Origin of the sequence: Pseudoalteromonas shioyasakiensis, from assembly GCF_024518675.1 — a bacterium.
Taxonomy (GTDB): domain Bacteria; phylum Pseudomonadota; class Gammaproteobacteria; order Enterobacterales; family Alteromonadaceae; genus Pseudoalteromonas; species Pseudoalteromonas shioyasakiensis_B.
This window is the reverse complement of sequence record NZ_JANIGL010000001.1, coordinates 828,056-842,009: the sequence shown is the minus strand read 5'-3', so window position 1 is coordinate 842,009 and position 13,954 is coordinate 828,056. Positions and strand designations below refer to the sequence as shown.

Below are 13,954 nucleotides of genomic sequence, written 5' to 3'. Positions count from 1 at the left end.
AAAGCCACATAGAATAAATTACTCTAGAAAATAATTATAGACATAAGTCGTATAGGTCTATACAATACAAAATGACAACGCTGTCATTGGTAGTGATAATTATTACCATCCCCTTGAGTTGTTTTATCTGCCCCTAAAATAACCTATTGTGCTGCTTAACGAGCGTTGGCATTTAAAGCTTAAAATAAGCGGCTTTTAATTTTATCTCTGTTTAAGTGGAACGAAATTTTTACAGGTGAAAAAATTTAAAGAAACATTTTTACCTTAAATAGGTATCATTCCTTTCTCATTTCTTCGTATATCATGGTATATTTCCTTCGTTAAAATGTAACAAATAATAAATAAACTTTTTTATTTCACTTCTAAATCAAAAGCTTAATATTTTATTTGCTGTTTTATTGTGCGAAATAGCTAAAAAGATGTAGCGTAAATGTAATTTAGGGTGTATGGTTTGTTACTAGATGACAACGCTGTCATCATCACTGGGCAGAAGTGATAAATAAAACCAACAAAATGATTCAAGGGGAATCCTGTGTTAGCTAAAAATTTTAAAAAAAGCTTATTAGCAGTAAATATCGGTCTTGTAATGAGTGCCGGATTCACTGGAGCTGCATTCGCAGCAGAAGAAACTCAAGTTCAAGAAGACGTTGAAGTAATTGAAGTACGTGGTATTCGCCGCTCACTAGAAGCAGCGTTGAACACAAAACGTTTTGCAGATGGTGTAGTAGATGCTGTATCTGCTGAAGATGTTGGTAAGTTTCCAGATGGCGATGTAGGTGAAGCGCTTGGTCGTATTTCTGGTGTTGCTGTAAATCGCCAATTTGGTCAAGGTCAGCAAGTTTCAATTCGTGGTGCTTCAAGTCAATTAACCCGTACACTACTAAACGGCCAAACTGTTGCATCTACAGGTTGGTACGATCAGCAGTCAATTGACCGTAGCTTCAACTATACACTTTTACCGCCAGAACTAGTTGGTGAAATCCAAGTTTACAAATCATCTCAAGCAAATATTGTTGAAGGTGGTGTCGGTGGTACGGTAATTGTTAATACTCGTAAACCTCTAGATATGGATGCTGGCACTACTTTCTTAAGTATTAAAGGTGATTACGGTACTATTTCAGAAACTGTTGATCCAGAAGTTTCAGGCTTATATAGCTGGAAAAATGATGACGAAACGTTTGGTGTATTAGGCTCTGTATCATATGCTGAAACAGATTATCAGCGAAATGGCATCGAATCATTAATTGGTTGGGGTGACATTGTACCGACTACTTTCCAGCAAGAGCGTGAACGTACTGCCTTAAATGTTAATTTCCAGTACCGTCCAACAGAAAATTTAGAGTTTGGGTTAAATGTACTTAGCTTAGAGCTTGAGGCAAATAATGCTAATACTTCAAACTTTGTAATGTTCCCTGATGATAAAGAAGCGGCTTGTGAGCAAACAAATGCTTCTGGTACTTGTACTTTTTATAATCGTCCAGGCACTGGCGCTAACCCCGGTTGGACACAAACTTGGGCGCGTATTGCAAGCATGTCATCAGATACCGTTGATGCTAGTTTCAAATATGATGGTGAAAACTTCTCAGTTGAAGGTCGCTTAGGAACTACTGAATCTGAAGGTGGTACAGATCTTACTGCTAACTATGGTAACTTTATCGGTGTTCCAGCAGATTACGCTGGTACTTATGATGCAACCGGCGAAGTCATTAAAATTGATATTGCTAATAAATATTTTGAGCCATCAGATTTTACAGGTCCATTATCACCTGCTGGTTGGTCTTTGAAAAAACAACCTAATACAGATGAAGAAACTTATGCGCAGTTAGACTTCACATTCCCTGTTGATTTAGGTGCAATTACTGCTATTAAAACTGGTTTCCGTTGGGCAGATCACGAAGTAACTCAAGAAACGTATTCAACTACTTTGGCTGACGTAATACCTTCTGGTGATGGTGAAACATATTATAGTGGAACAATGTCTTCAGGCGCAGGCTTTACTTTACCTGAACCTGATTTAGATAAGATGATTGCTGATGCACAAGCCGCAATCGCTAGTTATGATAATACTTCTGATGTATATCGCTCAGGTTATGGCACAATTGAAGAAGAAAACTTAGCTATCTATGCAATGGCTGAGTTCTCTGGTGACGGTATTCGCGGTAACTTTGGTCTACGTTATATCTCTACAGATGCATCTTCTGACTACTATGGCTTCTCAGGTGGTAGTTATGACAGCACTCTTAGTACTGATAAAGCAAGCTATAACGATATTCTTCCAAGCGTTAATATCGTGTTTGATTTAGCAGAAGACGTTATTTTACGTACTTCAGCATCTCAAGTAATTGCTCGTCCTAACTATACTGACATGTTCTCTGCTTCTTCATTTGCAGGTTATGATGATGGTACTCCTGGTAATGAAGTACTTACTAAAGGTAATGTTGGATTAAATCCATTTAAAGCTACTCAAGCTGATTTAGGTGTTGAGTGGTATTTTGATGGTGATGGTATGGTTAGCGCTACATACTTCTTTAAAGATATTACATCTTTCGTAACTTCAGACCAGTTGCTAAACCAACAAATCGGTGTTGTGGATCCTAACTCTGGCGTTGATAATTGGACATTGTCTACTAAGCTGAATGCGACAGGTGGTGAAATCGAAGGTATTGAGCTGCAAATTCAAGACGGCTTCGACAGCGGCTTTGGTTATTCTGCAAACTATACATTTGTAGATGCGCCTTCAGATGCGAGTAACTACCCTGATTTAACAGGTGTATTCTCTGATTCTTCAGAGCATACTGTTAACTTAGTTGGTTACTATGAAACAGATTACTACTCAGCACGTTTAGCTTATAACTGGCGTTCAGAGTATATGATTCGTGAGCTTCCTGGCTTCTACGGTAACCGTGAGCACCAATCTTATGGAACTCTTGATTTCAGCGCTACATATAGCGTTACAGACTATATGGATTTAACTTTCGAAGCAGTTAATCTGACTGAAGAAGATAGCGTTCAAATTGGTGTAGCTCCAACAGAGGCAGAGGTTGTTCCTGAGCTTAAAAATGGCTACCCAGCCTGGAGCTTTGAAGGTGAAGCACGTTATAAGCTAGGTGTATCACTTCGTTTCTAATTGAATTTAGAATTTAAAGTTAAAGCCCAGTTTTATACTGGGCTTTTTGCTATGAGTTGGAAATATCATGATCAAAAAAATTGTTATATTAGGTGGTGGCACAGCAGGGTGGCTAACAGCAAATCATTTGGGGAGCGCTTTAAAAAGTCGAGGCTTTGAAATTACATTGATAGAGTCTCCTAACATACCAACAATTGGTGTGGGGGAGGGTACTGTCCCAGCGATTCGGAAGTCGTTACGCTCATTTGGTGTCAGTGAATCTGAATTTATAAAAGAATGCGATGTTACATTTAAACAATCAATTAAGTTTGTGAATTGGCTAGATAAAAATGCACATGGAGAGAATCATTACCACCATTTGTTTGATCATCCAGAAATTTTTGGAGAAGGTTTGATCGACAACTGGTTGTCAACTAAGCAGTCAGATAGCTTTGCAAACTATGTTTCAAAGCAAGAGCAAAGCTGTGAAAAAAATTTAGCTCCAAAACTTATAACTACGCCAGAATATGCAGGTATTAATGGGTATGCTTATCATTTTGATGCCAAAAAATTTGCTGCTTTTTTAGGTAAACATGCAGTTAATCATTTTTCTATCAAGCATGAGCTAATGGAGATAACTGATGCAGAACTGGATTGCGATGGCTTTATAACACATTTAGTAACTTCTAAAGGTGACAAAGTAAATTGTGACTTGATTGTTGATTGTTCTGGGTTTAAATCAACAATTTTAGGTGATAAGTTAGGTATTTCTTTTCATGATCGATCAGTTGATTTATTAACTGATACTGCATTAACTATTCAGGTTCCTACAAGTGATAAAGTTGAGATCCCACCTTATACATTAGCGACGGCACACAAAGCTGGTTGGATTTGGGATATTACACTAACACAGAGGAGAGGAGTTGGTTTCGTATATTCATCTAAACATATGTCAGAAGGAGAAGCTAGAGGTAAATTAGCAAAATATCTTGGGCTTGATGATATCTCACCAAGGAAAATACCGATGAAAGTTGGGCAACGTGAGCAATTTTGGCATAAAAACTGTGTTGCAATTGGGCTTTCACAAGGCTTCGTTGAGCCATTAGAGGCTACTGCAATTTTAATCGCAGACTTTTCAGCAGACTTACTGTCAAAACGTTTTCCAGTATGTCGAGATGATATTTGCTTCATAGCAGATGATTTTAATAAAATTATTAAGCTTGTTTGGGATAAGACATTTGACTTCATTAAAATGCACTATTGCATTTCAGATCGTACCGATTCACCTTTTTGGCTTGCTAATAAAGATATTTCTTCAAGCACCCTGACCGAGCTCAAGAAAAACTTAACAAAGTGGGGGCGCTATGGTCCAATGAAAGAAGATTTCCAAAGTAAGTTTGATTTGTTTGATTATGAAAACTATTTGTATGTTTTGTATGGTATGAAATACCTACCTAAGAATAGAATTGGTTCTGAGTATCCTGATGATAAGTTATTTGAAATGAAAAAAATAAAGACTCAGCAAATCGTTAATGAGTTACCTCAACATCGCGAATTACTCGATAAAATCAAGCAATATGGCTTACAAAGTGTTTGAATTAATCTATTCTGAAAAAAGAGGCTATGGATAGCCGCCCTGTAGCTATATCGTCGTTATAAGTAGCATCATTCCTCAAATCAGCGCTATGCAGTAAATTGCTTCGATATATAACAATACGGTTTATTTGAGCCTCTATTTTTAAAACTTGCTCGAAGTATTCATTATTATTTAAATATCCATCTGTGCTTTTCGCAATATTTTTTATGTTTTTTATCATCTCATAAGCTACTTTTTCATTACCTTTATCTATTTTGATCAGGTTTGCCGGTTTGTACTTATATATTGCTGTTCCACCAAGGCTTTGGTCACTTAGATAATGGACTGAAGCAAATGTTTTATTATCAGATGAGTCTATATGCGGAATTTTTTGTTGTGAGATTAATTCATTAGCTTTTTGAGTTACTAGTGAGAGTTTACAGCTATGTATGTAAATATCATTATTTAAGAGAGTAATATAGCCTTTATTGATTAGTAGCTCTATTAATTCTTTCAAAACTATATTGTATGCTTCAGGCATTATATCTCTTTTACCAGGGTACAGTGTACCATCACTGCCAACCGGTTTAAGGTAGGCGTACTTACTCGAGAACATGTGAACTTGTGAAAGAGACTCCAAAAAGTCATCGACCACTATAACTGATTCATTTATTTCCTCAATTTTGTGGGCTTTTATCTTTAGGTTTGGGTTTAATTTGTACCCTGTCATGTATTTATCCTTTGCTTTGGCAATAATTATGCTTTACTGCTCAAAATATGCTAATGACATCTTATCTTAATGCCAGCTTTGCTACAAACTGCCACAAAATTTTCACTTCCATTTTGCCGTCAAAACCTATAGCCTTAGGGCACTAACAGCAAAAACATAAAATTAAATATATAATGGAGCAGTAACATGGCGGAGCAACAAGTACAGCCTTTACACAACGAAAAACATGCCAACACTAAAATTCAAAATGGCATCAATGTAGAATTTTTAAAAACTCAGCACTTAGTGCCTGTAGTCGCACATGAGTTTGCCCGTGTAGCAAATGAGTTCCCTATGTCTTTCGTAAAAAATAACGAAACAGGTCAATTCCAAGCTGTTGCAATGTTTGGTCTAGAGCCAGGCGAAAACCTTTTCATCAAGGATGGTGAGTGGACAGCTGCATTTGCACCTATGGCTACAACACGCTACCCACTAGGCCTTGTTAAGCACCCTCAAGAAGACCAATATGGCATTGTGATTGACGAAGCAAGCCCTCTTGTGAGTGAAACTGAAGGCCGCGCTTTATTTGAAAACGGTGAAGAGACTGATTACTTAAAACGTCGTAAAGAAGCGCTAGTATCTTTTATCGAGTTTTCACAAGTAACAGAAGCGTTCACTAAGTTCTTAGCTGACAAAGAGCTACTGGTAGCACAAACGCTTACAGTTGATATCAAAGGTGAGAAAAAAGATATTAACGGTATCTACCTTATCGATGAGAAAAAACTAAATGAACTGAGTGATGAAGAGTTTTTAGATCTTCGTAAACGTGGTTATTTAGCGCCAATTTACTCATTTTTAACGTCTACTCACCAAGTAGCACGTTTAGCTCGTTTAAAAGCGCAACAAGCGTAATCAACAAGCGAAAGTATAAAAAGCGCCATTAGGCGCTTTTTTTGTGTCTTTTATCTGCTTAAACTTGAAATTACTTGTGAGTTTATCCACATTAGAGTAATCAAAATTCAAGGTGAACCAGCATTATGAAAAAGTTACTTTTAACGGCATTGTTTAGTACAACGGCCGCCATTTTAAGCCCATACGCACTGAGTGCAGAAGTGCCATTTGCAATCGCGATTCATGGAGGTGCTGGTACGATTGAAAAAAGCCGGTTTACACCAGAGCAAGAAAAAGCTTACCGCGCTAAACTAAAAGAAGCAGTTGAAACGGGTTATAGAGTCTTAGAGGGTGGGGGGGAAAGCCTTGATGCAGTTACTGCAGCAATTAATGTTTTAGAAAACTCTCCATATTTTAACGCGGGTCGCGGTGCTGTCTATACTTATGATGGTTCCCATGAGCTTGATGCCTCAATAATGGATGGGCGAGATCGTCAAGCAGGGGCAATTGCTGGGGTTAAGCATATTGAAAATCCAATCAACTTAGCGCGTTTGGTTATGGAAGAATCTGTCCATGTGATGCTTAGTGGCCAAGGGGCAGAGGAATTTGCCAAGCAGCAAGGACTTTCGTTGGTTGAAAATAATCTATTTGATACAGAAAAACGCTATAAATCACTGTTAAAAGCTAAAGAAAAACTAGATAAGGCAAAAGCAACGAGTAAAGATTATCAAGCAGCACATAATGCTTTACCCGATAATTACAAAATGGGAACGGTTGGTGCTGTAGCACTTGATAAAAACGGCAATTTAGCAGCAGGTACTTCGACAGGAGGGATGACAGCAAAACGCTTTGGTCGCATTGGTGATGCACCTGTTATTGGCGCTGGTACCTTTGCAGATAATGCATCATGTGCTGTGTCAGCGACAGGTCATGGGGAGTATTTTATTCGTTATAATGTGGCCGCTGATATTTGTGCACGAGTTCAATACCAAGATAAAACGATAGTGCAAGCTGGTAACGAAGTTATTAATGATGTACTCAAACCGATTGGCGGAACCGGCGGAGTGATTATTATTGATAGCAAAGGTAATATGAGCTTACCATTTAATACGAGTGGTATGTATAGAGCGAGCAAATCTAATTCACAAGCCACTAAAGTGGCAATATTTAAAGATGAGTGATTGATGATTTTGTAGGAGCTTTACGGCTGCTCGGCTGCAAGCTTATTGGTGTAATCAGTTTTTACGATTTCTAATGCTTGCAGCACTTCTTCAGGGCTTACATCACTTTGTTCTAATACCATGATTAGATCGACAGCGAGTTTTACATAAGTTGGGGCTTGGTTTAAATCGTTATTCATTAATGACCTGTTTTTTTGCTATTTGGCTAATTGCTACATCAATAGCGATGTTAACTTGTTCTTCCATATGAACACGTTCTTGGTGTGGTAAATAAAATGCCATATCAACATCGTAACGTATATAACGCGGTGGCAATTGATTTAGTACTGTACAGCAAAAATCGGCCATTACATCATCATTGTATTGTTTGCCTAGTTGGCGCTTTATTATTTCATCAACTACTATTTTCTCATAGTAATTGTGTATATCGTCATGTAGTCGCACAAACTTGCCTACCGTTAAAATGTTAGCATAACCTCAGTCTATACTAGGAATTAAAATAAATCGAGATTAGGGTGTGCTAACGCAATTGTTGTTTTTCTACCGTTTGTATCTTTTCTTCAGTGGCAGAGATAGCTTTACGACAACGACCCAAACGGCCATGAATGGTTAATATTTCTAAATTAAGTTCTTTTGCTTTTGTTGGCCCTGCATTTTGCATCTGCAATTTTCGCTCTTCAATCATTAAAACTAAACGACGTTCAAATTCATGATTTTGTTTTAATTCATCATAGAGTTCGTGTACTGGTTGCATTATTTTTTTTACTGCTTGCTGATACACTTTAGGTTTATTGCGTGGTTTAAAAGTATTCTTATTTTCTTTTGCCCAAATAGGGGTGGATTTTATAACATTAAACACAGCTTGCACTTGGTTACCGATCCGTTCGAGCGCATAGTTATAAGCATGGCGATGCTCTGCTGGCGGTAAAGTGCTTATCTCTTCTTCAATTTCAGTTACGTAGTCTACTAAACTCATACTTTTAGTGGAAAACACCCGTCGGTCAAATAAACTAGGCTGTGCTTGCATATACCTGTTTTTGGTAAGTAGCTTGGCGTTATCAAATTGTATTGCTTGCTGCTTTAAAGTAGCCACTTGTTGGCACAGTTTATCAAACGCTGCTGATTGCATATTATAAATACGCCTCATAAATAAGCTTTAAGGCCAAGATGATAACCACAGTATTAAACACCGGGCGTATAAATTTACTGCCAAAGCGAATAGCTGAGTGCGCGCCTAACCATGCACCAAACATTAAAAAGAAACCCATGGTAATACCCAGTAAAAAATTAACATGGCCTAGTGCTACAAATGTGATAAGAGAAACAAAGTTAGAAACAAAATTCATTGAACGGGCTAAACCGCAATTAAGCAGCAAGCTCATTTTATAAAGTAAACTGTTTGAAGCCGTCCAAAACGTGCCGGTTCCAGGCCCTGCTAAACCATCAAAAAAACCTAAACTTAAGCCTTGCAGCCATTGCTTAATTTTTGTTGCTCTATTTAAAGGGGGTAATTTGTCATGTTCAACCGTACTTAGGTTACCAAAAAGGCTATAGCAAGCGACAATAATAATCACAATGGGCAACAGTTTATTTAAAAACTCTATGCTTAAGTAATCAACTATTAAAGTGCCTATAAGTGCCCCTAATGCCGTTGCAATGATAGAGGCCGCCCAAAAGCGGGGATTAAATAGTTGCTTACGAAAATAAGTTATGCTGGCGGTGAGAGAACCAAAACTGGCAGCAAGTTTATTGGTACCCAATGTTAAATGAGGCGGTAAACCCGCAGTTAAAAGCGCCGGTACGGTTAACATGCCACCACCGCCGGCTATCGCGTCAATAAAGCCAGCAGCAAGTGCTACAGCACAAAGGAGTGCCCAGGTTGTTGGATCAAGTGCAAGTTCAAACATTAATAATCTATTTGTCTTTTAAAGGGTGGTAGCGTATCAAGCATGGCTTTGCCATAGCGCTTGGTCACTAAACGACGATCAAGCACAGTGATACGGCCTTGATCGTTCTCTTTGCGCAGCAGTCTACCACAGCTTTGTACTAATTTCTTTGCCGCATCAGGGACGGTAATAGATAAAAATGGGTTGCCGCCTTTACTTTGTACAAACTCAGCTTGGGCTTCTTCAATTGGGGAAGTAGGCACAGCAAAAGGGATTTTAGTTATCACTAGGTTTTCAAGGTATTTACCAGGCAAATCCAGCCCTTCTGATAAACTTTGCGTGCCAAATAAAATGCTCCCTTTGCCTGAGTCGATATTTTTGGTGTGTTGTTTTAACAGCGCTTCACGTGACATTTCACCCTGTACTAGGATGTCGATGTTTTTAGTACGCAACGCTTTTACAACATGATCCATTTGCCAATAGGATGCAAACAAAACCAAATTCGCTTGCTGCTTATTTAAATGTTCAGGAAGGATTTTAGCTAAATGATCACTAAAATCTTTATGTGTTGGTTCGATAGCCGTTTTTGGAATATGCAACGTTGCTTGATTAGGGTAGTCAAAAGGGGAAGGAACTTTTAAGTATTTTACTCCTTCTTCTTTAGCAAGACCGCTTTCGTAGGCAAAGTGATCAAATGATCCCAGTGCTGTTAATGTCGCAGAGCACAGAACAGCACCTGCACATTGACGCCAGAGCTTATCTTTTAAGTAATAACCCACTTCAATAGGGCAGTCACTGAGTAAGTGATCATGATGGTTTTTATATTCTAAACGCTTTATCCATCGGGCGTGGGGAATACCTTCTCCTTTTGTTGCGTAACTGAACCATAATTTATTCAATTGTTCTAAACGATTAATGTAATGTCCACTTTCTCCTAAAATGGGATCTGCGACATAGGGTTTGATATCGCCATCACTGACGTCTTGCACAAGTGTATCGTGCATTTTATTTAAACAGCGCAATGCATCGAGAGTGGCTTCGCTGATATCTTTTGCTTTGTTATATAATGAATCAGGAATTTCTCCGTGCTCAAAGCGGTAGGTGTCATCGCTTGAATAGTTAAAATCGGCGTTGTCTAAGATATCGCGAACAACTTTTAAGTCTTTATTGGCGTCATTAATACTGTCACACAGTTTAAAATTTTGCCCAATCGCTTTTTGACCAACAAGCACTTTGGCCATTTTTCCACTGAATTTAGTTAATTTATCCAGCCAGTCAATAGTGCCTTTGATCGTTGCTGCAGCCGATGAAAAGTCACGAGTTATATGTGCCAGATGGTGAGCTTCATCTATTACGTAAATTGTATTATCAGGCTCTGGTAAAATTTTACCTCCACCTAAATCTAAATCCGCTAACAATAATGAGTGATTAATGACTAAAACATCCATTTGCATCAAGCGTTGGCGAGCAAGTTGAAATGGGCATGTTTGGTGTGCTTTCATTTGCCTTTGACATGCATGCTTATCACAGGCAATTAATCCCCACACTCGGTCAGGGATTGTATCAGCCCAACTATCTCTGTCACCCTGCCATTTTTTATTTGTGTATGCGTCATATAACTGCTTTAAACATTTTGCTTCCATGGTACTTAATGGAGATGTCAGCGTTGGCATAAACTCCATTTGAGTTTGGCTATCGCCGTTTACAGCATTATGTAGCTTATGTGCACATATATAGCGTTGGCGACCTTTCACTAAGTCAAATTTAAAATCAAGCCCAGAATGAGTTTTAAAAAACGGCAGCTCTTTACTGATCAGTTGTTCTTGCAGTGCGACGGTTGCTGTGGAAATAACAAGTTTCTTTTTCTGCGCCAGCGCTAAAGGTAATGCGCCTAAACAATAAGCGAGGGACTTACCTGTGCCAGTACCTGCTTCAATTACGCAAATACGCTGTTGTTTATGATATTCGCCGGCAAGAGTTTTAGCTATTTCAGCGACAAGATAGTTTTGGCTACTACGCGGGCGATAATCACTGAGGTTATCAGCCACATGCTTATGAATTTTTCGGATTGTGGCTTTTAATGGATCAGAAAGCATGGGTGAATAACCTAAAGTATGTATATAATTACAGTGCTGTATATTAATTGGGATCGAACATTGACACAAGCTATCTATCAAGGCTTTATACTTTCTAGGCAACAATATGGACCAAATAAGTATAACTCTCAACACGGTATCACCTTGTGTTATTGGTTAAACAGTGATGTTGGTCCTCTCAAAGTACTTATCCCAAACCAACAAGCTGTCTTTTTTATTCGCTCTGACGATGTTGCAAAAGCCCAGCAGCTGCTACAAAAAGCACATATTCCGGTGCGTTTTAACACTGTTGCTATCCGCCATTTTGATTCTTCTCAATGTACGGCCTGTTATTTTTCATCTACCCAAGCATTATACCAAGCCCGCTCCTTGCTTGAACACGATGTTGATATCTATGAAGCAGATATTCGCCATACAGATCGCTTTTTGATGGAACGCTTTATTCGTGGCAGCGTGTATGTGACAGGTGAAGTAACTCAGCAAGATGGCTATCTACAAATTGATAATGCGCAAATGAAAGCGGCAAAGTGTTATACGCCTTCATTTAAAACGCTCTCTTTAGATATTGAGTGCAATGGCGAAGGGGTGTTGTTCTCAATTGGCCTTGTAGGTGATGGAATAGACTGTGTACTCATGGTCGGGGAAACCATAGATTGCGAGCAAAAAATACATTGGTGTAATGATGAACTCGACTTACTAAAGCAATTTCAAATCCTAATTCAACACGTTGATCCAGATATCATCATAGGGTGGAATGTTATTGAATTTGATTTTACGGTACTTTTTAGAAGGGCAGAAGAGTTAAATATTAAACTTTATATTGGCCGAGGAAATAGCCCACTCTATGTAAAACAAGGCAACTTCACTCGGTTAACCATACCTGGACGTTGCGTAGTCGATGGAATAGACACCTTAAAAAATGCTACCTACCATTTTGATAGCTTCTCCTTGGCTAATGTCAGCCATAAAGTATTGGGCGAAGCAAAGCTAATTCAAAGCGATAATCGTTTAGCTGAAATTATCCGTCAATATAATGAAGATAAGCTAGCACTAGCGGCATACAACCGACAGGATTGCGTGCTGGTTAATCGCATTTTTGAAAAATTAAACTTGCTAGAATTTGCCGTTGTTCGCACAGAGTTAACCGGGCTTGAATTGGAGCGGATGGGGGGCTCAGTCGCTGCATTTACAAACTTGTACTTACCTTTATTGCATCGCAGTGGTTATGTTGCACCTAATTTAGGTGAACATGGCTTAACGTTTGAAAGCCCAGGAGGTTATGTAATGGAGTCTACTCCTGGTCTTTATAAAAATGTATTAGTACTGGATTTTAAAAGCCTCTACCCATCCATTATGCGCACTTTTTGTATTGACCCTCTTGGCCTTATTAAAGGACTCGACAATATACATGATGCTATTCCTGGTTTTCATGAAGCTTACTTTTCTCGCAATGAGCATCATTTACCACAATTAATTAAAGCATTATCAACATCAAGGCAAACAGCAAAAGAAACGAATCAGCCGATGTTGTCTCAAGCTATAAAAATAATTATGAATAGCTTATATGGCGTATTGGGCTCAAAAGGGTGTCGTTTTTATGATCCACGCTTATCTAGCTCTATCACGCTACGTGGTCATGAAATTATGCAAACGACACGTAAATGGATTGAAGAGCTGGGTTATACCGTTATTTATGGCGATACAGACTCTACATTTGTTAGCCTTGACGAATCTATGTCAGCCAATGACTGTAAAGCGCTAGGGCAGCAACTTGCTTTAACTATTAACTCGTTATGGGAAGCGAATATAGCAGAACGCTTTAAACTAAAAAGCTATTTAGAAATCGAGTTTGAAACTCATTACAGTCCCTTTTTTATGCCAACCATACGTGGTAAAAGCACAGGCTCTAAAAAGCGTTATGTTGGGCAAGTTGACAACAAGGGCAAAAAAGCGCTGATCTTTAAAGGAATGGAAACTGTACGCAGTGATTGGACCGAACTTGCGCAGCAATTTCAAATAGAGCTATTTGAAACGTTATTTGATGAAAACTTTAAAACCGAAATGTTAACACCGATTATCGAAGGTTATATAGAGCGTTTACATGCGGGTGAATTTGATAACAAACTAATTTACCGCAAACGGCTTGGTCAGCATATCGGTGAATATGAAAAAAATATCCCACCCCATGTTCAAGCAGTAAAAAAATACCAAGCGCAAAACCCAGACTTTGAAATTGTAAAAGGTCAGGTCGTAGAGTACGTGTATACCCATGATGGTGCGAGGTTGCACCAAAATGGCAATAAGTATGATTATGCACTCTACGTCGAAAAGCAAATTAAACCTATCGCACAAATGATACTCCAGCCACTAAATTTAGACTTTAAACGGACAAAAAAACATCAGTTAGACCTGTTTTAACAATTCAATATTAGAGTTTTTTGTTCCTTTTTTGTTCCTTTTTTGTGTTTTTGTGTGAGGGGAAATTATTTTTTGTGTTCAAAAAAACCCC

The 13,954-nt window shown here is 38.4% G+C and carries 11 protein-coding genes; 5 read left to right on the top strand and 6 right to left on the bottom strand.

What is annotated here, in order from left to right:
* Positions 1-532: 532 nt before the first annotated feature.
* Entirely contained in the window at positions 533-3,127 is a 2,595-nt protein-coding gene (locus NQT69_RS03625; RefSeq protein ID WP_256826342.1) for a TonB-dependent receptor, read from the top strand.
* Between the two features lie 64 nt (positions 3,128-3,191).
* Positions 3,192-4,703 carry a tryptophan halogenase family protein gene (locus NQT69_RS03620; protein WP_256826727.1) on the top strand — a complete coding sequence of 504 codons (1,512 nt, stop codon included), beginning with the start codon at positions 3,192-3,194 and terminating at the stop codon, positions 4,701-4,703.
* 1 nt (position 4,704) lies between these two features.
* Here NQT69_RS03620 and NQT69_RS03615 read toward each other — a convergent pair whose 3' ends face one another.
* Positions 4,705-5,412, bottom strand: a complete 708-nt coding sequence (locus NQT69_RS03615; protein WP_256826341.1) for a DUF6445 family protein — start codon at positions 5,410-5,412, stop codon at positions 4,705-4,707.
* 186 nt (positions 5,413-5,598) lie between these two features.
* Between NQT69_RS03615 and NQT69_RS03610 the strand changes: the two genes are divergently transcribed.
* Both NQT69_RS03610 and NQT69_RS03605 read left to right on the top strand, forming a co-directional pair.
* Positions 5,599-6,303, top strand: a complete 705-nt coding sequence (locus tag NQT69_RS03610; protein WP_256826340.1) for a SapC family protein — start codon at positions 5,599-5,601, stop codon at positions 6,301-6,303.
* Positions 6,304-6,428: 125 nt separating this feature from the next.
* The gene (locus NQT69_RS03605) at positions 6,429-7,463 is read left to right on the top strand and encodes an isoaspartyl peptidase/L-asparaginase family protein (protein WP_256826339.1); all 1,035 of its coding nucleotides are present in this window, start codon (positions 6,429-6,431) and stop codon (positions 7,461-7,463) included.
* 20 nt (positions 7,464-7,483) lie between these two features.
* Here the strand turns inward: NQT69_RS03605 and NQT69_RS03600 are convergent, their stop codons facing one another.
* From NQT69_RS03600 to dinG, 5 genes are all read right to left on the bottom strand, one after another.
* Positions 7,484-7,642 (bottom strand): DUF2496 domain-containing protein, encoded by a 159-nt coding sequence (locus NQT69_RS03600; RefSeq protein ID WP_256826338.1) that lies wholly within the window; start codon positions 7,640-7,642, stop codon positions 7,484-7,486.
* The gene (locus NQT69_RS03595) at positions 7,635-7,907 is read right to left on the bottom strand and encodes a late competence development ComFB family protein (protein WP_256826337.1); all 273 of its coding nucleotides are present in this window, start codon (positions 7,905-7,907) and stop codon (positions 7,635-7,637) included. The genes NQT69_RS03600 and NQT69_RS03595 overlap by 8 nt, the downstream gene beginning before the upstream one ends.
* Before the next feature lie 76 nt (positions 7,908-7,983).
* A complete protein-coding gene (locus NQT69_RS03590) occupies positions 7,984-8,592 on the bottom strand; it encodes a primosomal replication protein (RefSeq protein WP_256826336.1) in 609 nt (202 codons plus the stop codon).
* A gap of 1 nt (position 8,593) precedes the next feature.
* On the bottom strand, positions 8,594-9,370 hold the full coding sequence (locus NQT69_RS03585) for a TSUP family transporter (protein WP_256826335.1): 777 nt from the start codon (positions 9,368-9,370) through the stop codon (positions 8,594-8,596).
* Positions 9,370-11,445, bottom strand: a complete 2,076-nt coding sequence (dinG, locus tag NQT69_RS03580; RefSeq protein ID WP_256826334.1) for an ATP-dependent DNA helicase DinG — start codon at positions 11,443-11,445, stop codon at positions 9,370-9,372. The genes NQT69_RS03585 and dinG overlap by 1 nt, the downstream gene beginning before the upstream one ends.
* 60 nt (positions 11,446-11,505) lie before the next feature.
* Here dinG and NQT69_RS03575 point away from each other — a divergent pair, with 60 nt between their 5' ends.
* Entirely contained in the window at positions 11,506-13,863 is a 2,358-nt protein-coding gene (locus tag NQT69_RS03575) for a DNA polymerase II (protein WP_256826333.1), read from the top strand.
* The last annotated feature ends 91 nt before the right edge of the window (positions 13,864-13,954 follow it).